This window comes from Paenibacillus barengoltzii NBRC 101215 (assembly GCF_004000745.1).
GTDB lineage: Bacteria > Bacillota > Bacilli > Paenibacillales > Paenibacillaceae > Fontibacillus > Fontibacillus barengoltzii.
In genome coordinates this window covers 1-22995 of record NZ_BILV01000001.1, presented here as the reverse complement: position 1 = coordinate 22995, position 22995 = coordinate 1, and the positions used below count along the sequence as shown (strand labels likewise).

The following is a 22995-nucleotide window of genomic DNA, read 5'->3' as shown; positions in this document are numbered from 1 at the left end:
CGTGATCTCGTGTTTCGAGGCGTTACGCGAAAATGATATGCTGGGCTTTATTGATTTCCGGAAGCTTCGTCAAATCGTCCAGAACTTCCTTCGTCACGGTTTTATCCACAGTCAGTACCATGATCGCTTCACCGCCAACCAGTTTACGTCCAACCTGCATGGAGGCGATGTTCACCTCGTTCTTCCCAAGCAAGGTACCCACATGCCCGATGATCCCTGGTTTGTCGTTGTGCGAGATGAAGATGAGGTGGCCTTCTGGCGCGACGTCAACCGGGAACTTGTCGATTTGGACAATCCGTGCACCGTAACCGTTCAGCAGTGTACCAGCGACCCGGCGCTCCGTTCCGTCCTGAGCCTTGAGGGTCACGGAAATCAGATTGGTGAAGCCCTTGGTAGCCGAGGCTTGCGAAACCACGACGTTAATGTCACGGACCTTCGCGAGGTGCATCGAGTTAACGATATTCACGTCGTTGCCGAAATGACGGGACAGCACGCCTTTGATAATGTAGCGAGTCAGCGGCTGCGTATCCACTTCCGCCAGGTCACCAGCATAATCCACATGGATTTCTTTGACAGCCTGATTGTTCAGCTGGGACAGGAAGACCCCAATTTTCTCACCGAGCCCGAAGTAAGGCTGCAGCTTGTTCATGACGCTGGCTGCAACCGGCGGCATATTCACCGCATTTTTAAACGGTTCGTTGCGCAGGATATGAAGCACTTGCTCGGACACGTCGATGGCCACGTTCTCTTGAGCTTCTACGGTAGAAGCGCCAAGGTGCGGCGTCACGATGATCTTCGGATGATGAAGGAACGGATGATCCGCTTCCGGCGGCTCTTTCTCAAATACGTCGAAGGCAGCCCCAGCTACGATGCCTTGATCAATGGCTTCCACCAGCGCCAATTCATCAATGATACCGCCGCGGGCGCAGTTGATGATGCGCATACCTTTCTTCATCACTTCAAATTGCGGACGGGCAATCATATGCTTCGTCTCTGGTGTGAGCGGTGTATGCACAGTAATGAAATCCGCATTCCGGATGATTTCGTCTACCGTCGCTAGCTTCACGCCCAGCTTCTCCGCCCGATCTTCAGTAAGGAAAGGGTCATAGCCGAGAATGTCCATGCCAAATGCTTTGGCGCGCTTCGCAACCTCGCTGCCGATCCGGCCCATGCCCAACACGCCCAGCGTTTTGTTGCGCAGCTCGACGCCAAGGAATTTGCGATCCCATTCGCCTTTGATCGTCTTCGCATAGGCTTGCGGAATATGACGGGCCAGCGCCATCATCATGGCAAAGGCATGTTCACAAGTCGTAATCGTATTGCCGTCCGGAGCATTAATGACAATAATTCCGCGTTTCGTCGCCGCTTCCAGATCGATGTTGTCGACCCCAACCCCAGCACGGCCGATAACTTTCAAGCGGGTTCCGGCTTCCATGATTTTCTCGGTGACTTTCGTTTGGCTGCGGACCAGGAGACCGTCATATTGCGGAATAATCTGCACCAATTCATCTTCGCTGAGACCTGGCTTCTTATCGACCTCAACGTCGGCTGCATCCATCAGCTGCTGAATCCCCAAGTCGCTGATCGGATCCGATACTAAAACTTTAAACATGTTGATTTGACCCTCCTAAAAGTTTTATATAGCAAGGCCTCCTTGAAAGACAGCAAGTGTGGCTATCTTCGGAAGCATAAGCTGATGTGGTTAAGTTGAGTTTCTTCATTGACGCTGTGTCCGATTACCGCACCAAAGAACTAAGGTACCAAGGACGCCTGGGAGGCAGTTGGCGTCGCTAAATAAATCAAAAACTCTCAATCCGCACACTACTTCCGTAGTAAGGGACGAGAGTTATTCGTGGTACCACCCTAATTCGCTGCCCCTTCGCAGAAAGCAGCCTCAGTTGTCATTGCTGACAAGAACGATAACGGGTTCACCGGCTACGCCTACTTTCATTTCGACGCAGCGACTCAGGAGCGCTAAAGCCATTCGTTCCGCTGCCGGTTTGCAGCACCACCGACTCTCTGGAAGCTTTCCGAAGGCTTCTTTCCTTCAAAGTGTTTCATGAGATGTAATTTTTCATAATGTAACACGGGCCTTGGCAAAGTGTCAACACTAACCTGAACATTTTTACAAAGTTAGGTGTTTGTCGTTCGGATTTTGCCCAAACTTGAATCCGTCTAAAATTTTGGTTATGATTTTACTAATGTCGAAAAGCGTCTCTTAACGGCGGACAGCGAAAGGGCCTAGTACTCCGCAAAGAACGGCAACTCCGGCAACGATTCGGAGGCGTAGTACGTTGACTTCCATTTTACAAATTCTTTGCTCTTCACGGCATCCGTTTCAATTAAAACCTTAACAATAGAGCCGATGGAGTTCAATTGAAGCGCCTCAGCTTTTCCGCTGCTGATTAACTGATCAATCTTGGCCGTGAAGTCCTGCGGCAAATAGGATACATAAAGCTGCTCGTTCACCATCATATCGGTGACGGCTTTGTTTTTTACCGCAAGCGTATAACCGGACCATTCTTTAGTTCCGATGTTCTCTTTGTATGTATAGTCAGCAGAAACGCCGTTTTTGGTTTTAGCGGTCCATTTCAGCATCGAGGCATAATATTTCTTTTGCGCCTGCAGCCCGTACTTTTTGGCGTTCACCGTGAACTCATCTTGATTGACGATTTTGGCAAGCTCCATGCCTTTCTTGTTTCCTGCCTTAGATTTGATCTGGTCCATGCTTTCCTCAAACAGCTTTAGGCTCTTTAAATAGTCCGTTTGGGCCTCCTTGAGCAACGGGGAGGAGTCGGCAATAGAATGTACAGCAATTTGCTCATAGCTGGCCTTAGCTTTATCTCGGATATCTTTCAGCTTATCCGATGATACCGGCTTGGAACTGTGGGTGATGTCTTCGATCAGAGTGAGGTAATTTTCTTTAAATTGCTGATACGGCTGAAAAACCACATAGTAGAATGTGACCAAATCCTGTTGCTGGTAGGAGGTTTCGTTTTCCTCTCGAATCGTGATCGCTTTGAGATTCGCGTATTTGGCTTCCGTCTTGTCGATGCCAAGATTAAGTCCAAGAAAGAACGTCCCAAACGCAGTAATCAGCAAGGCGAGAAATCCGAGCGAGAACAGCATCTCAAATTTGGTGTTATTTTTCCGAATCATACTTATGCTCCTTACTATATTGGTTTGAATGCGTTAAAATATTATAAAGGACAGGGTTTGACAAAAACTATGAAAAAGTTCAAATTGCGCGATGTAAAAATACAAAAAGTCGACCCCGGTCAGTTAAACGATCGATTGTTGCTCATTAATTTATATCTCACGCAAGGGCTTACATTACTTATCGGTCTTGTGATCTTGTTATTTCAGAAAAGAAACCCATTTCACCTGTTCCAATTTCCGAATAGTGTCGAATTTGTGTACTGGGGAGCAGGATTTGCTGCGGTGATGTTCGGGGCGGATATGCTCTTGTCCCGGTTCATCTCGGAAGAAAGTATGGATGATGGGGGCATTAATTCCCTGCTCTTCCGTCATCGACCGATTTGGCATATCGTCGTGATATCGGTGGTTGTTGCCGTCTGCGAGGAGCTATTGTTCCGTGGGGCAATCCAGTATGGGCTGGGTCCGTATTGGACGAGCATCCTGTTTGCAGCGATCCATGTCCGGTATCTTCGGCATTGGATTCCGACGGCATGGGTGTTTGCAAGCAGCTACGGCCTCGGATTTATTTATGTTCAAACGGGAACGCTTTGGGCGCCGATCTTATGTCACTTTTTGATCGATCTCGTATCAGGCCTGGTGATTAAATTTCGGAGGGAGTCATGAACGAGCATTTAAGCCGATTGGACCGATATGGTCAGCAAAATCGAACGAAGCAAAGTGCTTCCATACAATCGCGGAATCTGGCCTCCGGGATGGCGGCGGCTGAACTCAAGCAGGAACCTGCGGCGGTGAATGCCGAACCGACGTATGCCGCTGTCCGATCCCCGAGCAGCTTAAAGGTGGAGCCGTTTCCCCTGATCGCGGATGAGGAGCGTTACGCAACACCTGTTAAGAAGAAGCCGGTCATTGGCGATGAGACGATGGTTCGGCTGCTGATTCCGCGTAAATCGGAGGAGCCGGTTCGGCAAGGGACGAAGACGCTGCCAGCGGCAACGGAGCCGACATCTCCCAAGACGGTTGCGGCGGATGATAATAAGTTTGAGTCTGCGGCGGTTGCAGCATTGGCGAAACTTAAAGAGCCAGTTCAGCGACCATCCCATTCAACGAAGGGTTCTCCACCTCGGAGTGAACTCGACCATTTTGGGGAATCAACCATGCTGGAAGAAGAACCCGATTTGGCTAAGCTGCCTACGCGCAAGGAGTTATATCCGTCACAACGTGTTAAAATGACCCGGTGGTTTTATAATTCGCTTCTTTATGCTTTTGTTATTATTTTGATTTATCTGTTATGGTGGGGCTTAAGCGATTCGCCGTGGGGAAAAAGCCATGGATTATAAAAACAGGTTGCAACATTAAAACCGTCAGGAAATCTCCTGACGGTTTTTTTTGGATTCAAAATTATTTTGATGATTCGGCATCCGCAGGTTCAGGAGCCGGTCCGATAGTTCGAGGGTCAACGAAGCCGTACCCTTTCTGTTCCAGTTGGGTGAGCAATTCATCCAGTGCCTCAACAGTCCAAGGAAGCTCGTGCATCAAGATATTGCTTCCAGCGTGAAGCTGTTCGAGCACATTGGCGATGACCGCCTCGGGCTTGTTTTTGTTTTTGCTGTCCCAGTCAAGAGATCCGTTGGACCAAGTCATGTAGATGAGCTCATTGTCGTCTGCGATTTGATGCGTTGTATCGTTCCCTGAACCGAAGGGAGGACGGAAGAAACGCGGGGCTTCGCCAATCGTTTCCTTTACGATACTTTGCACATCTTCAATTTGCTTACGCATATTCGCAGCGGACTCTTTCTTTAAATCGATGTGATCCCAGCTGTGGTTGCCGATGATCTGCCCGCGCTCATGGATCAGCTGCAGCAGCTCGGGATGGGCTTTAACCCGATATCCGTTAACGAAAAAGATCGCTTTGGCCTGGTGTTTATCCAACGTATCGATCAGTCCATCAATCATTTCCTTCTCCTTCGGTCCGTCGTCAAACGTCAGGAGAACCACCTTCTTGTTCACGGTGTCGTCATTTGGCACTACGTTATATGCCTTATTAATGTGGTACTGCAGGGGAGGGGCAGCCGTTTCGGTTGAGGTTGGCTCATCATCTGAAGGTGAAGAGTCCTCAGGCTGTAGGTCTACCTGACCGAATTCATTGGTGCCATCGTTGGTGTCATCCGGTGCGGTTACTTCGGAAGAAGCGTTGGTGTTTTGGTTAGATGTGGTTGGTGTCATGGTTGCATCAGTTTGGCCGCATGAGCTAAGAATAAGACAAGCGGCGGCGATGAGCAGGAGTTTCTTGTGGAGCAAAGAAGTCAACTCACTTTCCTGTATTTATGCCGCATGAGTTCAAGGAAATCCGCGAACACTACAGATGATTTTAACATAACCAAGGAGGTTTTTTACGTGAAATCTTCCTCATTTTTAGGCGGTTTATTGGTTGGTGTCTTCGCCGCGATGTGGGCTTCGCGACGGAAGCAAAGCCTGATGTCCGTGATGAGCGGTGCAGGCTCGGCCCTGAAGTTTGCAGGGATGACCTCGAAGCGTAACGACAGCCCTACCGAAGATATTTCAGGAGCGCTGAAAACAGAGGATACAGGGTCTGCATCTGTCACAAAGGCTAAAGGGGCAGACAACGCCCAGGTGTATCCCAGTTCCGGCACGGTATCAACGTCCGGTTCGAATCATTCGAAGGAATACAGTCTGAAGCAGCTGACCGACTTCATTAAAGGCGATCCGGATGTGCGCCGTGAAGTTGAGAACATTCTCAAAGAGGCGAAAACCCCGGTTCCAGGGTTGTAATTCGGCTCAAACCCCCATTCCAAGAGTCATTTTCTGCCCCCTTGACAGGGCAGCAGAAAATGATTCTTTTTTGTTCTATTTTAAAGCGTGCATTTAGATGAAATAAGTGATAACATACATACAAAGAACCATTTTCAGCACACTTGACAGCAGGTTTCATAATCTGTTTTATAACAACGTATAGAGAGAGGAGGATCCTGTATGAAGATAGAAAGACTAGGCCAGGATAAGATACGGATTTTCCTCACGTTTGACGATTTAAGCGAACGCGGTATACAGAAAGAGGACATGTGGCAGGAGATTCCCAAAGTCCATGACCTGTTCACTGAAATGATGGATCAGGCTTATAATGAAGTGGGCTTTGACGCCACTGGGCCATTGGCTGTGGAAGTGTTCGCCCTTCCTGCACAAGGAATGGTCGTCATCGTTACGCGCGGCAAATACGATCACCATCATCATGGGATCGGCTCGCCTTATGAGGATGAACTGCCGGAAGAAGTTTATGAGATGGAAGTTACGCTGGAGCAAAGCGATACGATTCTGTATTCCTTTGACGATTTCGAGAATGTAATCGAAGCGGCACACGTGCTGAAGTCGATGCTTCACGAAGCCGGCAGACTGTATAAATATAATGGGAAATGGGTTCTTCAGCTGGAGCCGGAGGAAATTGAGGATGGCAAACATCCTGCTCTGATCGCAGTATTAGCTGAATTCGGCGAAGCGACATCCGTAACGACGGCGATGCTGGAGGAGTACGGGCAATTAATCATGGCTGATCATGCGGTGGATACGATTTGCAACCACTTCAAACGCCAGGATTGATGACGTCTCGTATGAAGGCAGACCCATGTCAAATCAGAAGAGAGAGAGACAAAGAACGGAAGCAGCCAATAAGGGGGGATAACCGTTGCTCTTTTTCTCGATTTTAAGCGCAGCGGTTGCTCCCGGGATTGCACTGCTTACGTATTTTTATCTCAAGGACAAGTATGATGCGGAACCGCTGCATATGGTCATCAAGGTGTTTTTGCTTGGTTTCTTGATCGTATTGCCGGTCCTGATCATCCAGCGAGGGTTAACGATGTGGCTGGGTGAAGGACCGCTGGTTACAGCTTTTGGCATTTCGGCCGGTGTGGAGGAAGTGCTGAAGTGGTTCGTATTGTTTCATATGATTTACAACCATACCGAATTTGATGAGCCGTATGATGGAATATTATATGCGGCGGCCATTTCATTGGGATTCGCAACGGTTGAGAATGTATTGTACGCTTTTGCGAGTCACGCTTCGATTGGCACCATGCTCGTTCGAGCTCTGCTCCCCGTATCGGGCCATGCGATGTTCGGCGTGATGATGGGGTACTATCTGGGGCGGGCTAAATTCTCGAGCGGCGGGCAATCTCGAAAGTTCCTGATTTTTTCGTTAGCTTTCCCGCTGTTCTGGCATGGGGTATACGATTGGATTCTTAACAATACGACGCAGTATTGGATTTGGTTTATCGTCCCCCTCATGGCTTTCCTCTGGTATGGAGGGCTCGGGAAGATGTATCGGGCCAACAACCGTTCCCCGTTCCGTTTAACGCCGGGGGCGAAGGGGCAAGATTAATTTGCTTTAGATTAGGGCATCCTGATTCTAACATTCGCATGTCTACGCCAAGGTAGGCTGCAGGATCGTTAGAAAGGGGTGCCTTTTTCGTGCGCGTCAAGGTGCGAATTACTTGTAAAGCGTGCGGCGAGCGGTTTGTGTTACGCGGCAAAAAAGAGCGCGACCATATTGAAACCGGCTTTAAGCAATGCCTATGTAATAATCAGCATGACTTTGAGATCGAAGAAGAAGCGATACAGTAAGGAACCGGCTGTACTCAAAATCAGACATCGACTAGGCGTGAATGGGAGATATCTTTTTGAACTACCGTTCTAAATAGAGGTTCAATTAGTGGGTTTGAGCAGCGGAGCGTAGCCGGAGGCTACGTGAGCAGCGGAGAGCCCGGGTGAATCCAAGATCCGACGTCGAATAGGCTCCAAAGCATAGGCTTCGTGATCGGAAGACAGCTTTTTGAACTACCTTATTCTAATGCATAAAGTTCTTTCCTTCTTGTCACACTAATCCCAACCTAGTTGAAGAAGGGAGAGAGCTAAGCCCAATGTACAAACGACTGAGTGCGATTCTATTCCCGGTGACCGCTGTGCTGTTGATCGGCGCCCTGGTGTGGGGGTATCAGGAGAACCAGGAGAAAAACTCGATTCTGATCAAGGCGGAAAACCAATATCAGCGGGCGTTCCATGATTTGTCGTATCACGTGGACAAGCTGCATACGGAATTGGGCAACACCTTGGCGGTAAACTCGGCCTCCACCGGTGCCCAACGTAAAGGGCTGGTGAATGTATGGCGCATCACGAGCGAGGCGCAGAACGAAATTAACCAGCTTCCGTTAACCTTGCTCCCGTTTAATAAGACGGAAGAGTTTCTATCTCGGATCGCGAAGTTCTCGTATCAGACTGCGATTCGCGATTTGACGAAACAACCTCTAACCGAAAATGAGATGAAAAATCTAAAAGAACTGTACAAAAGTTCGGCGCAAATCGCCCAAGACTTGCAAGGCGTACAGAACAAGGTTATCGCGAATCGCCTGCGCTGGATGGACGTCGAGACGGCGCTGGCGAGTGAGAAAGAACCGAGGGACAATACGATCATCGATGGCTTCAAAACCGTAGATAAAAAGGTTGGCGAATACCCTGAGCTGGATTGGGGACCGTCCATCTCCAGCATGTACAATAAACGTTCGGTGAAGAAGCTGGGCGGACGTCCGATCACCGTTGAGGAAATTAAACGTAAAGCTGCGAAGTTTACGGGCGTACAAAGCCAAGAGAACATCCAAGTCGTAGAGAACGGGAAAGGAACGGAGTGGGCTTCCTATACGGCTAACCTGAAGAATAAAAAAGGTGACGAGTCTTGGTCGCTTGATTTTACCCGTAATGGCGGTCATCTAATCTCCTATGTATACCATCGCCCAATTGGACCGAAAGCCGTGGACGTAAGTACCGCAAAACAGCGAGCTAAAGAATTTTTGGAAAACAAAGGGTATCCAGGGCTAGCGGCCGTTTCTTATGATGAGTTCGATAATGAAGGAAACTTCACGTTCGTCAGCAAGCAAGACGATGTGCTGATTTATCCGGAGAAAATTACGATCCGTGTTGCCCTGGATAACGGGCAAGTGACCGGGATGCAGGCCAGTGACTACGTGTATGAACGTGAAAGCCGGGAAAAGGTCGGAAAACCGAAACTGACCTTGCAGCAAGCGCGTAAATTTTTGAATCCGGAGTATAAGGAGAAATATCATCGTCTTGCGCTCATCGAGAACGAGCAGTCAGAGAAGGTGCTAACTTACGAATTTGGCGGTTCAATTAACGGATCGCAGTACAAAATTTTCATCAATGCCGAGAACGGCAATGAAGAGATCATCGAAGAGATTCGCACCCGCAACAATCAAGGAGAAACGAAGTCTTCTTGATGCTCTGTGCAGCAGCTTCAAAGGAATGTTCCGGTTGTCCGGAAGATTCCTTTTTGCTTTTTTTAACGAATTAATTAAGTCCAGCCGCCTCGCGCCGTGCTATAATCATTAGCATAGTAGTACAACCATGACATAGGACGGTGGCAACCTTGTTTCCTAAAGTGAACGATCTCGTATACATTCAAGTCGCTTCGGCGGAGAAGCCAAACGATGAGAAGGAATGTAAATCACGGATCGCGGACGTGGAAGAAGAATCGTTTTTGATCGAAGTACCGATCGAGACCGGGAGCGGACGCATCAAAAAGCTGTACATCGGGGACGAATTATCCGTGTATTTCCTGACGGAAAACGGAGTGAAAAATTACTTTAGTACATACGTGCTCGGGTTTGCCGACGACGTTGTTCAATTAGTGCGAATTCGCAAGCCTGACCCAGAAACGATTACGAAAATCCAACGGCGCAATTTTTTGAGAGTGGTCGCACAATTAGAAATCGCTGTGCTTATGAAGGACGGCGTGCGCTTTGTTACATATACGGAGGATGTTGGCGGAGGAGGAGTCTCTTTCAGCTGCAGCAACGAATTTAAGCTGGCTCAGGGGGATCATCTCTTCTGCTGGCTGCTCATCCCGTTCAAGAACGGTACGATCGACCATGTGCCTTTTGAAGCGGAAATTGTTCGAATGAAGAAGCTGGAGACCGGGCGCACGATTGTCATGCTGAAATTCGTAAGCATTTCGGACCTTGAACGGCAAAAGCTGATACGATATTGCTTCGAGCGGCAGTTTGATTTTAAAAATCGCTGAGTTTCTCCTTGTATAAACGTATTTCTGATTTCCCAATATGGATAAGCTATACATGAACGCTTTGAAATCGATCTATGTTTGTGTGCTGCCAGGGAGGAAATCGAAATGAAAAAAGCGAAAGACGACGAAATTTACACCGAGCTGTTTTTGTCATTCTCGGACAAGGCAGAAAGATGGATCAAACGGAGTTTACTGGTTTTATTGGCAGCATTATGTTTATTTCAACTCTTGCTGCGGATTCCAGAATTGCGATATGTACTAGCCTCAGCAGACAAATATGAAGGGGTGCCCATCCACAGAGAACAAAGGAATTGATCGGGAAAAGCAAGCGCGTTTCTTTTGCATCCCTTTGTTATCTGTGGTATAATTTTCACGTCGCAGGCAATGCCTGCTTTTTTCTTGAGGATTTGTTTTTGAGGAGGAATGCCCCTTTGGCAAGCGAGACGTCAACAACCCACGACAAAATCAACATCGCCATCGACGGTCCTGCGGGGGCAGGGAAAAGTACGATTGCTCGTATGGTTGCTGGTAGACTACATTATGTCTACGTTGATACCGGGGCGATGTACCGGGCGGCAACTTGGTATTTTCTGCAGCTAGGGATCGGACCAGATGAAGTGGACAAAGTGCTGCAGCATTTACCTGATTTGAATATCGAATTGCTGCCTGGAGAACAGGGGCAACAGGTCCGGGTGAACGGTCGTGACGTCACGGAAGAGATTCGCTCGTTAGCCGTCAATGCCCAAGTGTCTCGATATGCGCAAATCGAGGGGCTGCGCGATCGGCTTGTCTCATTGCAGCGGCAAATGGCTTTGCGCAAAGGCGTCGTCATGGACGGACGTGATATCGGCACTTGCGTATTACCTGATGCGGAAGTGAAAGTGTTCATGACCGCGAGCGTTGAGGAACGGGCACGTCGGCGTTACAAGGAAATGAAGGAGCAGGACAAGATCTCCTTCGATGAACTTGTGCGATCGATTGAAGAGCGAGATCGGCTGGACCGGGAGCGGGAGGTTTCTCCGCTGCGGCAGGCAGAAGATGCTCGACTGCTGGATACGACGCAGATGTCCTTGGATGAAGTGGCCGATCACATCATCGCCATGTGCAGTACTTATGGAAGTGAGAGTTGAGCCTGGATGATCTATCGTTTTTGTCGCAGTGTGCTTCGCGTCCTCTACAAGCTGTTGTATCGCTTAGAGGTAAGCGGCTTAGAGCATATTCCCAAAGAGGGCGGAGTGCTCTTGTGCTCCAACCATATAACTTTGCTTGATCCGCCGACCATCGGCATTATGGTGGAACGCAAGGTGCATTTTATGGCCAAGCAGGAATTGTTCAACATTTTCGGCTTCAGTTGGCTGATTCGACAGCTAGGCGCTTTTCCTGTGAAGCGGGGAGGCGTAAGCAAAGAATCGATCAAAACTGCGCTGAACTTGCTCCGTAACGGCCACGTTATTGGGATCTTCCCGGAAGGCCGTCGGGTGAAAGACGCCGAGGCCAATGTGATTGGCAAGAAAGGTGCGGCAACGTTCGCGCTTCGTAGTGACGCAGCAGTGATTCCGGTGGCGATTATTGGCACTTATAAATTGTTTCGGAAGATGCGTGTCGTCTACGGACCGCCGGTGGATCTGACGGAGTTCAAGGAGAATGGCGGACCGGACGCAGCCGAGCGAGCCACGGAGAAGATCATGGCCAGCATTGCCGAACTGAAGAAACGTTAATTTTTCATGCCTTTACCAGATGAGATGCATGAAGGCTTATCACATTTGGGAAGCTATACCTTAATGGATTGTTTTGAACTTCGCTACAAGTGGAAGCTCAAAAAGTCAATTTTTTACTTAGCGATCGAAAGCTGGCTTTTTGAACAACCTTTAGAGCGGGTTTAAATAAATGGGTTTTTGAATTGAGGAGGTTATTGACATGTCGGAAGAAACAAAAAATGTTCAAGAGGCAGCGGAAGTCGCTAGCCAAGATGAAATGGAGCAAATCGTCTCTTTGAAAAAAGGGGACACCGTCAAAGGAACGATCGTCAAAATCGAAGATAACCAAGCTTATGTAAGCATTGGATATAAATATGACGGTGTAATTCCTATTCGCGAGCTGTCCTCCGTACATCTCGACAATGCGGCGGATGCTGTGCAAGTAGGCCAAGAAGTAGAAACGAAAGTGGTCAGCATCGACGACGAGAAGGAACGCCTGGTGCTCTCCAAACGTGCGATCGACAGCGAGAACGCTTGGGAAGAGCTGGAGAAGAAGTTCCAGAACGGCGAAGTGTTCGAAGTTACGGTTGCCGACGTCGTCAAAGGCGGAATTGTCGCTGACGTAGGCGTGCGCGGCTTCATTCCGGCATCGATGGTAGAACGTCACTTCGTTGAAGACTTCAGCGACTACAAAGGCCGCACGCTGCGCGTCAAAGTGAAAGAACTTGATCGCGAGAACAACAAAGTGATCCTCTCTCAAAAGGATGTACTTGATGAAGAGTTCGAAGCGAACAAGCAAAAAGTGATGGCTGAATTGAAAGAAGGGCAAGTGCTGGAAGGCACGGTTCAACGCTTGACTCAGTTTGGTGCATTTGTTGACGTAGGCGGCGTTGACGGATTGGTACACGTATCCGAAATCGCATGGAACCATGTTGACAAACCTGCTGACGTCCTGTCCGAAGGCGACAAAGTGAAGGTGAAAGTGCTCAAAGTTGATCCGGAAAAAGGCAAAATCAGCCTTTCGATCAAGGCAGCACAACCAGGTCCTTGGGATACAGCGGCTGAGAAATTCCACACCGGTGACATTGTAACGGGCGAAGTTAAACGATTGGTGAACTTTGGTGCCTTCGTTGAAATCGCACCGGGGGTAGAAGGACTCGTTCATATCTCTCAAATTTCGCATAAGCATATCGGAACTCCGCATGAAGTGCTGAAAGAAGGACAAACGGTACAGGTGAAAGTGCTGGACGTGAACCCTAGCGAGAAACGGGTAAGCCTCAGCATTAAAGAAACGGAAGAAGCTCCGGCTCCTGCACCGAAGAGTGAAAGACCTTCCAAAGGCAGCAGCGTGAGAAAAGAAGACCTGGGCGACAACCCTAACGTATCGCTGAGCAATCAAGGCTTGAGCATCACGCTGGGCGAACGCTTTGGCGACAAACTCAGCAAACTGAAATAATCAGGTTTTAGTGGCTCGAACATCGGCGGACCCTGAACAAGCGGGTTCGCCGTTTTTGTTGTTGACCGTTAGCCAAGCTTTCTTTTTTTTGCTATGATGATTTACGTGTATCTGTAAATAAACGTGTGAAGCCTATCCTATATAGCGTATCGATTCAATTTTGAAAATCCGAAAATAAGTATTAGGAGGGATGTCAATGGCAAGACCCGTTGTGGCTATCGTTGGGCGGCCGAATGTGGGGAAATCCACAATATTTAACCGGATAATTGGAGACCGCCTGGCCATCGTGGAAGATAAGCCCGGGATTACGCGCGACCGGATATATGGCGCGTCGGAATGGAACGGAAAACCGTTCAGCATCATCGATACGGGGGGGATTGAGCTCGACGACCAGGAACCCATCCTCAAATCGATCCGGATGCAGGCCGAACTCGCAATCGAGGAAGCCGATGTCATTGTATTTATGTGTGACGCCAAGGCTGGCGTGACTTCTTCGGACGAGGAGGTCGCCAACTTGTTGTACCGGTCAGGCAAACCGGTTATTGTCGCGGTGAATAAGGTGGATAACATCGGCCGGATCGACAATATTTATGAGTTCTATAACCTCGGCTTTGGTGAGCCGATTGGGGTATCGGGCAGCCATGGCACAGGGATCGGTGATTTGCTGGATGCGATCGCAGATAATCTGCCTGAGCTCGCGGATGACGAATACGATGATGACGTGATCCGGGTTGCTTTGATTGGTCGTCCAAACGTTGGGAAATCCTCGTTGGTGAACGCCATTCTCGGGGAAGAGCGAGTCATCGTCAGCGATATCGCCGGAACCACCCGTGATGCAATTGATACGCCGTTTGAGAAAGACGGTCAACGGTACGTCCTGATCGATACCGCAGGGATGCGCAAACGCGGGAAGGTCTATGAAACGACGGAGAAGTACAGCGTGATGCGCGCCATGAAAGCGATCGAGCGGGCGGATGTGGTACTGGTTCTGATTAACGGAGAAGAAGGAATCATCGAGCAGGATAAGCATATCGCGGGATACGCTTACGAAGCTGGTAAAGCTTCTATTTTCGTTGTGAATAAATGGGATGTGGTTGAGAAGGACGATAAAACCATGCACCAATTTGAGCAAAAAATCCGCGACCACTTCTTGTTTATGACGTATGCCCCGATTGTTTTCCTGTCGGCTAAAACGAAGCAGCGTTTACATAAACTGTTGCCGGTGGTTCAGCACGTCGCGGATCAGCATGCGAAGCGCGTGCAGACCCATCTGCTCAACGATGTTGTGTCGGATGCGATCGCCATCAATCCTCCGCCTACAGACAAAGGGCGGCGCCTGCGAATTAATTACGTCACGCAGGTTGCGGTGAAACCGCCGACCATCGTGGTGTTTGTTAATGATCCAGAGCTGATGCATTTCTCTTATGAACGGTATCTGGAGAACAAAATCCGGGCAGCGTTTGATTTTGAGGGAACGCCAATCCGGCTGTTTACGCGGCGCAAGTCTGATGAAAGTTAGGGGAGAATAAGGTGATTTTACCCGTTATAGCTGTAATTGTTTGTTATTTGCTTGGCTCGGTTAGCTTCAGCGTCGTGCTGGCGAAAGCTTTGAAAGGCATCGATATTCGCCAGCACGGCAGCGGTAATGCGGGGGCCACGAATACACTGCGCGTACTAGGGAAAGGCCCGGCAATTCTCGTTCTGGCTCTGGATGTGCTTAAGGGGATTGCCGCCGTTTGGATCGGCCGCTGGCTGGGCGGCGGCGTTGATTGGATCGCCTCGCTGTGCGGCATCGCAGCCATCGTCGGCCATAACTGGCCGCTGTATTTCCGCTTTCGTGGCGGAAAAGGGATTGCCACCACGATTGGCGTGATGGCGACCTTGTTTTTCTTCCCTGCGTTGTACGCGGGGATCATTGCGATATTATCGATTATTATTACCCGGTACGTCTCGCTTGGTTCGCTGATCTTCGTCTTCTTGACGCCGATTTTTCTGGCAGTCTCCGGCGAATTCGGCCCTTATTTCTGGGCGAGTCTGGTCATCTGTGTGTTTGCCTTCTGGAGACATCGCACGAATATTGTGAAGATCGTGCACGGCAAGGAAAATAAGCTGGGATCCAAAGGAGGAGATCGCGTTGTCTAATAAAGCCGCCGTGCTGGTGGCGGGCAGTTGGGGAACGGCACTCGCCAGTGTGCTCGCCGACAAAGACATGGAAGTTGCCTTGTGGACACGTAACGAAGCCCAACAGGATGAAATCAATACGAAACATCGGAATGAACGTTTTTTGCCTGGTGTGGACTTGTCACCTCGCCTTACGGCAACCACGGATTTGGAAGCTGCAGTGACCGGCGCGAAAGCAATCGTAATGGTTGCGCCGTCCTCAGCAGTCCGTGAGGTTGCTCGATCGCTGAAGCCCTTCTGGCATGAGGATATGCTGCTTGTGCACGCGACCAAGGGCTTTGAGATTGAGAGCATGAAGCGGATGTCGACGGTGATTGCGGAGGAGCTCGGCTGTGAGGAAGGTCGGATTGTAGTCTTGTCCGGCCCCAGCCATGCGGAGGAAGTGGTGAAACGCTGCCCTACGACCGTGGTCGTGGCTTCACAGGTTGAGGCTCAAGCGGAAAAGGCTCAGGACTTGCTCATGAACCCGTATTTCCGCGTCTACACGAACCGGGATATGGTAGGCGTAGAGCTTGCCGGGGCATTGAAAAACATCATCGCATTAGGAGCTGGAATGTCCGATGGACTAGGTTACGGAGATAATGCCAAAGCGGCGTTACTGACCCGTGGTCTTGCGGAAATTACGAGGGTCGGCGTTGAAATGGGAGCGAACCCGCTTACCTTTGCCGGTCTGGCCGGGATCGGCGACCTGGTCGTGACCGCAACCAGCCGACACAGCCGGAACTGGCGAGCCGGGTTTATGCTAGGGGAAGGCAAACCGTTGGAGGAAGTTCTATCCCAGATGGGCATGGTTGTGGAAGGCATTCGTACAACGAAAGCGGCGCATGCCATCTCGGAGAAGTATCAGGTGCAAATGCCGATTGCGGCTCAGCTTTATCACGTGCTGTTTGAAGGGTTGGACCCGCGCACTGCGGTCGAAGCACTCATGGGACGCGACCGGAAAACAGAGATGGAAGTCATGTCCCTAGAAACCTGGGAACAATGGCACACCTGAGAGGTAATTCAAAAACTCGACTTTTGATCACGAAGCGTGCTCACAGTAGCCGATGCGACATCGAATCTTGAATTCACCCGGGCCTTCCGTTGCTCACGTAGGTCTGCCTACGCTCCGCTACTCAGTCCCGGCTTCATCCAACCTTCTCGGTGCTGAAAAGCCGATTTTTGAACCTTGATTGAAATTGGGGTTACTAGACACGGCTTTTGATCACACCGCTATAGCCCGTTTTGTTGGGGGAATATCACCTTTGCTTCCGCCCTCTCATACATTGGTTGAAGAGGACAACGGAGGAGGCGAAAGCGTGAGCAAGATATCCAAAGAGGCCTTGAATGCCATCAACAAGAAGACGGGTAAAGCGATTTCGGAAAGTTCGGTCAAGAAGCTGGCCAGCACCGTAAAGCCATCCACAATGCAAAATGAAGCCGAACTACGGAAGCTGATTAAGCAAGTTTCGGCGATGGCGAAAGTTCCCGTGTCGGAAAGCACGATTCAAGAGATCGTGAACGCCGTGAAAAAAAGCGGGATGAATCCGTCCAATATGGAAGCCTTAATGAAGTTAATGCTAAAAAAATAAAAAAGGTGATCCTTATTGCGCTTAAGCTCTGCGGCCCTCTGCCGTGGGGCTTTGTTTAGTTTAGGCAAGCGCGTAGCCGGAAAGACCGCATAATGCTATAATATGGATCATATTAAAGCAAAAAATAGTAGGTGAATTCAACAGATGGATGCAATGACGAAGATGTGGCTATCGATTGCCGCCGTTTTGATCATGGGGGTTTCGGTCTTTTTGATCACATTTGCACGGACGAAAACCAAAGGGTGGATTAAGGGCATCTTATCACTCCTCGCCTTTTTTATTATGCTGGTGGGCTTTTTGACCGGGCTTGTGTCGATTACTTGACAGCACCTCTACACCACTGAACCAAGAGAAGAGGAGATCTATGCAACAACAAGATAGCAAAGCCTATGCCGATTTAACCGAAGATCTATGCAAGTTGGCTGAAAGCTGCGGAATGGAGGGCAACTGGCTGCTAGGAGGCAGCTGCGGATTGTGGCTCCAGGGCGTTGAGCTTGCGACAGTTCCGCGGGATATCGACGTCTATGCAGATCTGCTGACGGCTGACCGGCTGCACGAGCGGCTCAAGTCGTTTGCGACGGACCGGCCGCGTCATGACCAAAGCGGAATTTATACCTCCAGGTTAAGCCATTATCGTATCGGGGAGTCGACGATTGAGCTCGTTGGCGGATTTGAAGTCCATACTAACGGGGCGTTCTATCGGACGGAGATCGAAGCCGTGTTGGCGCCGGTTGCGCAGCGTGTGAAGCTTCGTGATAGCGCTTTATGGGTCATGCCGTTAGCCCATGAATTGGTGTTCAACCTCTTGCGCGGGCGCCCGGATCGCTATTTGCCGATTGCGGGGATGATGCGTAATGAACCGGATCGACATCTACCGCTATTGGACGAGCTGCTGAAACGGAACGAATGGTCGGCGGAGTGGGTTGGACGGATGGCGGAGTTGTTGGATCGCCCGCTGCTTTCCCGGCCATGGCGCGAATATCGCGGCGGGGAGGCTTAAGGAGCAGATCGTGGAAGGACGTATTACGTTTCTGCCTTCGGGGAAAACCGTTCAAGTCCGGCCTGGCACCTCGGTTCTAAGGGCTGCCCGCAGCGCCAGAATTCATCTAGCGACGCGATGCGGGGGGAATGCCGGCTGCCTCATGTGCAAAGTTCAGGTCGATGCGGAACATGCTGACGCGTTAACTCCTCCGAGCGATGCGGAGCGCCGCAAGCTTGGCCCGCTGCTAGAGCAGGGGACGCGACTGGCCTGTCAAGCGAAGATCCGGGGGAATGCGGTCGTTCAGCTGCCGGAGGATCCCCTTAAAGCGGCGATTCGCAAGCAACTGGAACGGCAACGGGAAGAGGAGGAACTATGGTGATGGCAAGTACGGAAGGGGATAAGGTGAGATTTTCAACATGACGAAGTACCTTTTTTTGAAGCAAACCTGCTGGAGATCGACGGCGCTGATTGTCATATTGGTGTTAACGACCTCTCTGCTATCAGGCTGTTTATACCGCGGCGAGAGGCAGCAGGGCGGTCCGATTTCCTATATTGAGAGCGTGGACCGGGTCCAACGGGCGATTGACCGTTTTCAGGAAGATAAGGCGATTCTGCCGATCATTACGGCTGGGGAGGATACTCCCCGATACGAGAAATACAAGATCGATTTGAACCAATTGAAGCGGGAAGGTTATTTGGATGAGCTACCGGCAGCGGCCTTTGAGCAGGGCGGAAGCGTCTATTTTCTCGTCATCGATGAAGAAACGGATCCTACGGTCAAAGTAATGGATTTAAATACGGTTCAGAAGGTGAACGACGTCCAGCACAAAGTGCTGAGCTACCGTACAAGTCACAGTAATGCACTCCCGGGCGAGGCTGAGGGTGAGGTCTATCCAGGTCTGTATACGGTGAATCTCTCATTGCTTAAGGCCGACAGCTTGGCATTGACCAGTGTCTACTCTGGAGAAACTCTGTCCTACCTGATGGACAAGCAAGGCAATGTGTATGTGAACTACGCTTTTGATATTATGCAGGTGATCGATCAGTCTGGGAAAACGCCGCAAGGTGACGAAGATTTGCGCACCTGGTTGACGGATCGCTCCGCATTCGTTCCGGTGAAGTCGCTGCCTTACCGTTGGAACGGAAGCGAACCCGTACCCTATCTCAATTAGGAAGAAGCCTCTCGAATGATTTCGGGAGGTTTTTCTTTTCTCTCTTCTCCTTTTTCCTGCGTCATACTTTTTCCGATAGAGTCATACAAATGGGAGTATGGCGGTTAAGTGCCCGCCTTGTTCGGGTTGAATGAGCGGCCCCGCAAAAAAAACGGGCTTGGACGGTTTTAACCGTCATATTCTCGCATCTGGTACATAAGATGTTACTAGTCCAAATGCATGTACGAGTTTACGCCGCTTCGTTCAGGTTCCTTCCACAGGTTTGCGGCGGCGGACACGGGCAAGAGGGGCTGCCGCTCCTGCCGCAGCAGCGAGGCCCAAAAGCATGATGAATCACGAAGCGGATGCTCTCGGGGCATTTTTCCTTCGGCGAAATTTGAGGAGGGGATATCATTGGTATTGGAGAAAGTGGACATTTTTAAGGACATTGCCGAACGAACTGGAGGCGACATCTATCTAGGGGTCGTCGGTGCCGTCCGTACCGGGAAGTCGACCTTTATTAAGCGATTCATGGAAACTGTCGTACTCCCGAACATCGCAAATGAAGCAGATCGAGTCCGCGCGGTAGATGAACTTCCGCAAAGCGCCGCCGGCAAAACCATTATGACGACCGAACCGAAGTTTGTTCCGAACAATGCGGTGCAAATCAAGGTGGCTGAAGGACTCGAGGTCAACGTAAGACTCGTCGATTGCGTCGGATACGCCGTGGAAGGCGCAAAAGGTTACGAGGACGAAAACGGGCCGCGGATGATCTCCACCCCATGGTTTGAAGAACCGATTCCGTTTCAAGAAGCGGCGGAAATCGGTACACGCAAAGTCATCCAAGAACATTCCACGTTAGGGGTTGTCGTGACGACGGATGGAACGATTGCCGATATTCCGCGTTATTCTTACGTGGAATCTGAGGAGCGGGTTGTTGCCGAACTGAAGGAGGTCGGCAAGCCATTTGTGATGGTGATCAACTCGACACGTCCAAACAGTGAAGAAACCCAACAGCTCCGCGGTGAGTTAGCCGCAAAATATGACATTCCGGTCCTTGCGCTCAGTGCAGCGACAATGACAGAAGAAGACGTAACCGGGGTCCTCCGGGAAGTTCTGTATGAGTTCCCAGTACATGAGGTGAACGTCAATTTGCCTAGCTGGGTGATGGTACTGAACGAGAACCACTGGCTGCGCACCAATTTTGAGAACTCTGTCCGCGACACGGTTAAGGATATTCGCCGTCTGCGCGATGTCGATCGGGTTGTCGGCAACTTCATGGAATACGATTTTATCGACCGGGCTGGTCTCAGCGGATTAAATATGGGTCAAGGTGTAGCCGAGATCGATCTGTATGCGCCGGATGATCTGTATGACCGCATCCTGATGGAAGTGGTGGGCGTTGAGATTCGAGGCAAAGACCATTTACTGCAGCTGATGCAGGAATTTACGCACGCGAAACGGGAATACGACCGGTTCGCCGAGGCGCTGGAAATGGTCAAAACGACCGGTTATGGCATCGCTGCGCCGACGCTTGCGGAAATGGCGCTGGATGAGCCAGAGCTGATCCGTCAGGGATCCCGCTTCGGAGTAAGGCTGAAGGCGACAGCACCATCGATCCATATGATCCGCGTCGACGTCGAGTCGGAATTTGCGCCGATCATCGGGACCGAGAAACAAAGCGAAGAGCTTGTCCGTTATCTGATGCAGGATTTCGAGAACGATCCGATCAAGATCTGGGAGTCCGACATCTTCGGCAGATCCTTGCACTCGATCGTACGCGAAGGCATTCAAGGCAAAATCGCCATGATGCCGGATAACGCTCGTTACAAGCTGCAGGAAACGCTGGGGCGGATTATTAACGAAGGTTCCGGCGGCCTCATCGCCATCATCCTATAGGTAACGAAATATTCGGCTTTTGATCATAACTACATCCAACCTTCACGGTGCTGAATAAGCTGACTTTTCAATCTCATTGATTTCCTAACCTTAGGCAATTCCTCCTCAATGACCGCGCGTATGCTGAACCATGGCTGCGTGCGGTTGTTTTGTTATTTGAGGGCGGAAAGGTCCATTTTGTAGGGCGAATTGAGGAAATATCGCCGGGAAGCCTTGAAATAGCTTGAAATTATGTATGGGCTGTATTACTATAAATTTGTTCCGCGTCCCCGAAAGCGCGATTTCATCACGTTTTTCGGGAATTTGTACGTAATGAATTGCATAAATCACGTATATTCTGCGGTAAAACGGAAACACAAATAGCAAGTGGTATTATTTTCCTTGGTGGGAGGTGAAACACACATGAACAAATCCGATTTGATTGCTCAAGTTGCAGAAAGTACTGAGCTGTCCAAGAAAGACGCGACGAAAGCGGTTGATGCCGTTTTTGATGCGATTTCCACAGCGCTGCAGAACGGAGATAAAGTTCAACTGGTTGGCTTCGGTAACTTTGAAGTCCGCGAGCGTTCCGCCCGTAAAGGCCGTAACCCGCAAACCGGAGAGGAAATCGAAATCCCTGCGAGCAAAATTCCTGCTTTCAAACCAGGTAAAGCGCTCAAAGACGGAATTAAATAAAGATTTCTACATATCTTCCGTGCAAAAGACCGTGGGCTTCTCGTTCACGGCTTTTTCTTTTCACGGAGGCTTAAAGAAGAACCAATCTGTCTAAAATGTGAAGGGGAGGCGCTGCCACATGGATAACCAGCAACACGGTAACGATCCATCTGCCGCGGGCGGAGACTATTTCGTGATTAAGGCCAAAGAACAGGGCGTTACGGTCATCGGACTAACCCGGGGGAAGGATACGCGGTTTCACCACACCGAAAAGTTGGACAAGGGCGAGGTGCTCATCGCTCAATTTACCGATCACACCTCAGCTGTCAAGGTTCGCGGCAAAGCGCTCGTCTATACGAAGCACGGCTTGATTGATACGGAGGAATGATTTTCTAATCTGCAGGCATAGCCTGCTTTTTTTCTATGTAGAATGGGGTATAAGAACCGTATGGACAAAGGCTAAAATTGGCGCTGTCCAAGAGTACCAGAAGGGAGAATGCCCCATGAAACGGAACTTATTCGTTCGGGCCATCCTGCTAACATTCATCTGTGCGCTGGGAATGGCAGGAACAGCTTGGTTAGGGGAGCATCCTGCCCGTCAGCGGCAGGCAGCAGCGGTGTTTGCGGGTACGTCCCCAGCGGAGCTCACCGAGGAGAACCTTGTGGATGCTTTGGCCCCGTTGCAGCTTCCGGTGCCCATCGCGAAAGTGGAGCTGAACCGAGATATTTTGTCCGTTGACCTGAAGGTTGAGGGGGACTCGGTTCGTACTGCAGATGTGTACCGGGGAATGGCGGAAATGATCTCGTTTGCGTTCGAACGCACGAACAATATTGATCAACTGTTGCTGCGGTTGATGGCGGAGGACCGCTGGATTGGCACCAAGTATTTGTTGCTGGCTGCGGATGTTCGGCGGACCGAATTTACGGCTGAGGAGCTGGACCTGCTTCGACATGTCGGCAGCGGTGAGATCCCCGAGGCGCTGCGGCTGCGCCTGCGGATGACCGAAACCAAGTTGTGGAAGTCCCGTTTTCTACAGGAGTAAACGGTAAATTGAGCGATGCGTTGATTTCACGTATCACCTCCGTGTCAACTCATATAAAAATGTTACCGAAGGATAATGGTTCACTCACGTAATTTTGTTACCC

Annotated in this window: 27 protein-coding genes and 1 other annotated feature; of the genes, 24 read left to right on the top strand and 3 right to left on the bottom strand. The window is 50.1% G+C overall.

The window, feature by feature from the left end; translation table 11 throughout:
• Window positions 1-22 precede the first annotated feature (22 nt).
• The gene (gene serA, locus PBA01S_RS00130; protein WP_028538337.1) at window positions 23-1612 is read right to left on the bottom strand and encodes a phosphoglycerate dehydrogenase; all 1590 of its coding nucleotides are present in this window, start codon (window positions 1610-1612) and stop codon (window positions 23-25) included.
• A 220-nt stretch (window positions 1613-1832) separates the two neighbouring features.
• Window positions 1833-2060, bottom strand: a binding site (T-box leader).
• Between the two features lie 181 nt (window positions 2061-2241).
• Window positions 2242-3159, bottom strand: a complete 918-nt coding sequence (locus tag PBA01S_RS00125) for a hypothetical protein (protein WP_127575063.1) — start codon at window positions 3157-3159, stop codon at window positions 2242-2244.
• Window positions 3160-3228: 69 nt separating this feature from the next.
• Here PBA01S_RS00125 and PBA01S_RS00120 point away from each other — a divergent pair, with 69 nt between their 5' ends.
• Window positions 3229-3822 carry a CPBP family intramembrane glutamic endopeptidase gene (locus PBA01S_RS00120; RefSeq protein ID WP_127575062.1) on the top strand — a complete coding sequence of 198 codons (594 nt, stop codon included), beginning with the start codon at window positions 3229-3231 and terminating at the stop codon, window positions 3820-3822.
• Window positions 3819-4496, top strand: coding sequence for a hypothetical protein (locus PBA01S_RS00115; protein WP_127575061.1), 678 nt, complete (start codon window positions 3819-3821; stop codon window positions 4494-4496). Before PBA01S_RS00120 ends, PBA01S_RS00115 begins: the two co-directional genes overlap by 4 nt.
• Before the next feature lie 61 nt (window positions 4497-4557).
• Here PBA01S_RS00115 and PBA01S_RS00110 read toward each other — a convergent pair whose 3' ends face one another.
• A complete protein-coding gene (locus PBA01S_RS00110) occupies window positions 4558-5382 on the bottom strand; it encodes a polysaccharide deacetylase family protein (protein ID WP_127575060.1) in 825 nt (274 codons plus the stop codon).
• A gap of 171 nt (window positions 5383-5553) precedes the next feature.
• Between PBA01S_RS00110 and PBA01S_RS00105 the strand changes: the two genes are divergently transcribed.
• The 22 genes from PBA01S_RS00105 to PBA01S_RS00005 all read left to right on the top strand — a co-directional run bounded on the left by PBA01S_RS00105 (window position 5554) and on the right by PBA01S_RS00005 (window position 22892).
• The gene (locus tag PBA01S_RS00105) at window positions 5554-5949 is read left to right on the top strand and encodes a hypothetical protein (protein WP_255315256.1); all 396 of its coding nucleotides are present in this window, start codon (window positions 5554-5556) and stop codon (window positions 5947-5949) included.
• 201 nt (window positions 5950-6150) lie between these two features.
• The gene (locus PBA01S_RS00100; protein WP_127575059.1) at window positions 6151-6771 is read left to right on the top strand and encodes a genetic competence negative regulator; all 621 of its coding nucleotides are present in this window, start codon (window positions 6151-6153) and stop codon (window positions 6769-6771) included.
• A gap of 85 nt (window positions 6772-6856) precedes the next feature.
• On the top strand, window positions 6857-7549 hold the full coding sequence (gene prsW / locus PBA01S_RS00095; RefSeq protein WP_016311772.1) for a glutamic-type intramembrane protease PrsW: 693 nt from the start codon (window positions 6857-6859) through the stop codon (window positions 7547-7549).
• A gap of 89 nt (window positions 7550-7638) precedes the next feature.
• The gene (locus PBA01S_RS22640) at window positions 7639-7791 is read left to right on the top strand and encodes a hypothetical protein (RefSeq protein WP_164744058.1); all 153 of its coding nucleotides are present in this window, start codon (window positions 7639-7641) and stop codon (window positions 7789-7791) included.
• A gap of 296 nt (window positions 7792-8087) precedes the next feature.
• Complete coding sequence (gene ypeB, locus PBA01S_RS00090) at window positions 8088-9455, top strand: germination protein YpeB (RefSeq protein ID WP_016311773.1); 1368 nt, start codon at window positions 8088-8090, stop codon at window positions 9453-9455.
• 149 nt (window positions 9456-9604) lie between these two features.
• Window positions 9605-10258, top strand: coding sequence for a flagellar brake protein (locus PBA01S_RS00085; protein ID WP_028538333.1), 654 nt, complete (start codon window positions 9605-9607; stop codon window positions 10256-10258).
• A 105-nt stretch (window positions 10259-10363) separates the two neighbouring features.
• Window positions 10364-10573 carry a hypothetical protein gene (locus PBA01S_RS00080; protein ID WP_036699616.1) on the top strand — a complete coding sequence of 70 codons (210 nt, stop codon included), beginning with the start codon at window positions 10364-10366 and terminating at the stop codon, window positions 10571-10573.
• 116 nt (window positions 10574-10689) lie between these two features.
• Window positions 10690-11388, top strand: coding sequence for a (d)CMP kinase (gene cmk, locus PBA01S_RS00075; protein ID WP_085169674.1), 699 nt, complete (start codon window positions 10690-10692; stop codon window positions 11386-11388).
• 6 nt (window positions 11389-11394) lie between these two features.
• Complete coding sequence (locus tag PBA01S_RS00070; protein WP_016311777.1) at window positions 11395-11976, top strand: lysophospholipid acyltransferase family protein; 582 nt, start codon at window positions 11395-11397, stop codon at window positions 11974-11976.
• Between the two features lie 199 nt (window positions 11977-12175).
• Window positions 12176-13411, top strand: coding sequence for a 30S ribosomal protein S1 (gene rpsA, locus PBA01S_RS00065; RefSeq protein ID WP_016311778.1), 1236 nt, complete (start codon window positions 12176-12178; stop codon window positions 13409-13411).
• Window positions 13412-13607: 196 nt separating this feature from the next.
• Window positions 13608-14930, top strand: a complete 1323-nt coding sequence (gene der / locus PBA01S_RS00060; protein WP_085169672.1) for a ribosome biogenesis GTPase Der — start codon at window positions 13608-13610, stop codon at window positions 14928-14930.
• Window positions 14931-14941: 11 nt separating this feature from the next.
• Complete coding sequence (plsY, locus tag PBA01S_RS00055; protein ID WP_085169671.1) at window positions 14942-15553, top strand: glycerol-3-phosphate 1-O-acyltransferase PlsY; 612 nt, start codon at window positions 14942-14944, stop codon at window positions 15551-15553.
• Complete coding sequence (locus PBA01S_RS00050) at window positions 15546-16586, top strand: NAD(P)H-dependent glycerol-3-phosphate dehydrogenase (protein ID WP_016311781.1); 1041 nt, start codon at window positions 15546-15548, stop codon at window positions 16584-16586. The genes plsY and PBA01S_RS00050 overlap by 8 nt, the downstream gene beginning before the upstream one ends.
• Before the next feature lie 304 nt (window positions 16587-16890).
• On the top strand, window positions 16891-17163 hold the full coding sequence (locus PBA01S_RS00045) for a stage VI sporulation protein F (RefSeq protein ID WP_016311782.1): 273 nt from the start codon (window positions 16891-16893) through the stop codon (window positions 17161-17163).
• 144 nt (window positions 17164-17307) lie between these two features.
• Window positions 17308-17487 (top strand): DUF2768 family protein, encoded by a 180-nt coding sequence (locus tag PBA01S_RS00040; protein ID WP_009225869.1) that lies wholly within the window; start codon window positions 17308-17310, stop codon window positions 17485-17487.
• A gap of 40 nt (window positions 17488-17527) precedes the next feature.
• The gene (locus PBA01S_RS00035) at window positions 17528-18163 is read left to right on the top strand and encodes a nucleotidyltransferase family protein (protein WP_127575058.1); all 636 of its coding nucleotides are present in this window, start codon (window positions 17528-17530) and stop codon (window positions 18161-18163) included.
• A gap of 10 nt (window positions 18164-18173) precedes the next feature.
• Entirely contained in the window at window positions 18174-18524 is a 351-nt protein-coding gene (locus PBA01S_RS00030; protein ID WP_085169669.1) for a 2Fe-2S iron-sulfur cluster-binding protein, read from the top strand.
• Window positions 18525-18561: 37 nt separating this feature from the next.
• Entirely contained in the window at window positions 18562-19317 is a 756-nt protein-coding gene (locus PBA01S_RS00025) for a YphF family lipoprotein (protein WP_127575057.1), read from the top strand.
• A gap of 399 nt (window positions 19318-19716) precedes the next feature.
• Window positions 19717-21195 (top strand): stage IV sporulation protein A, encoded by a 1479-nt coding sequence (gene spoIVA, locus PBA01S_RS00020; protein WP_028538327.1) that lies wholly within the window; start codon window positions 19717-19719, stop codon window positions 21193-21195.
• Between the two features lie 402 nt (window positions 21196-21597).
• Window positions 21598-21870, top strand: coding sequence for a non-specific DNA-binding protein Hbs (gene hbs / locus PBA01S_RS00015; protein WP_009225874.1), 273 nt, complete (start codon window positions 21598-21600; stop codon window positions 21868-21870).
• Window positions 21871-21988: 118 nt separating this feature from the next.
• Window positions 21989-22237 (top strand): trp RNA-binding attenuation protein MtrB, encoded by a 249-nt coding sequence (gene mtrB / locus PBA01S_RS00010; protein WP_016311787.1) that lies wholly within the window; start codon window positions 21989-21991, stop codon window positions 22235-22237.
• Window positions 22238-22352: 115 nt separating this feature from the next.
• The gene (locus tag PBA01S_RS00005) at window positions 22353-22892 is read left to right on the top strand and encodes a hypothetical protein (RefSeq protein WP_127575056.1); all 540 of its coding nucleotides are present in this window, start codon (window positions 22353-22355) and stop codon (window positions 22890-22892) included.
• The last annotated feature ends 103 nt before the right edge of the window (window positions 22893-22995 follow it).

Coding starts and splice junctions, on each gene's coding strand:
- serA (WP_028538337.1), bottom strand. CDS start 1,612: ATGTTTAAAGTTTTAGTATCGGATCCGATCAGCGACTTGGGGATTCAG.
- PBA01S_RS00125 (WP_127575063.1), bottom strand. CDS start 3,159: ATGATTCGGAAAAATAACACCAAATTTGAGATGCTGTTCTCGCTCGGA.
- PBA01S_RS00120 (WP_127575062.1), top strand. CDS start 3,229: ATGAAAAAGTTCAAATTGCGCGATGTAAAAATACAAAAAGTCGACCCC.
- PBA01S_RS00115 (WP_127575061.1), top strand. CDS start 3,819: ATGAACGAGCATTTAAGCCGATTGGACCGATATGGTCAGCAAAATCGA.
- PBA01S_RS00110 (WP_127575060.1), bottom strand. CDS start 5,382: ATGACACCAACCACATCTAACCAAAACACCAACGCTTCTTCCGAAGTA.
- PBA01S_RS00100 (WP_127575059.1), top strand. CDS start 6,151: ATGAAGATAGAAAGACTAGGCCAGGATAAGATACGGATTTTCCTCACG.
- ypeB (WP_016311773.1), top strand. CDS start 8,088: ATGTACAAACGACTGAGTGCGATTCTATTCCCGGTGACCGCTGTGCTG.
- PBA01S_RS00080 (WP_036699616.1), top strand. CDS start 10,364: ATGAAAAAAGCGAAAGACGACGAAATTTACACCGAGCTGTTTTTGTCA.
- PBA01S_RS00070 (WP_016311777.1), top strand. CDS start 11,395: ATGATCTATCGTTTTTGTCGCAGTGTGCTTCGCGTCCTCTACAAGCTG.
- rpsA (WP_016311778.1), top strand. CDS start 12,176: ATGTCGGAAGAAACAAAAAATGTTCAAGAGGCAGCGGAAGTCGCTAGC.
- der (WP_085169672.1), top strand. CDS start 13,608: ATGGCAAGACCCGTTGTGGCTATCGTTGGGCGGCCGAATGTGGGGAAA.
- PBA01S_RS00040 (WP_009225869.1), top strand. CDS start 17,308: ATGGATGCAATGACGAAGATGTGGCTATCGATTGCCGCCGTTTTGATC.
- PBA01S_RS00035 (WP_127575058.1), top strand. CDS start 17,528: ATGCAACAACAAGATAGCAAAGCCTATGCCGATTTAACCGAAGATCTA.
- PBA01S_RS00025 (WP_127575057.1), top strand. CDS start 18,562: ATGACGAAGTACCTTTTTTTGAAGCAAACCTGCTGGAGATCGACGGCG.
- hbs (WP_009225874.1), top strand. CDS start 21,598: ATGAACAAATCCGATTTGATTGCTCAAGTTGCAGAAAGTACTGAGCTG.
- mtrB (WP_016311787.1), top strand. CDS start 21,989: ATGGATAACCAGCAACACGGTAACGATCCATCTGCCGCGGGCGGAGAC.
- PBA01S_RS00005 (WP_127575056.1), top strand. CDS start 22,353: ATGAAACGGAACTTATTCGTTCGGGCCATCCTGCTAACATTCATCTGT.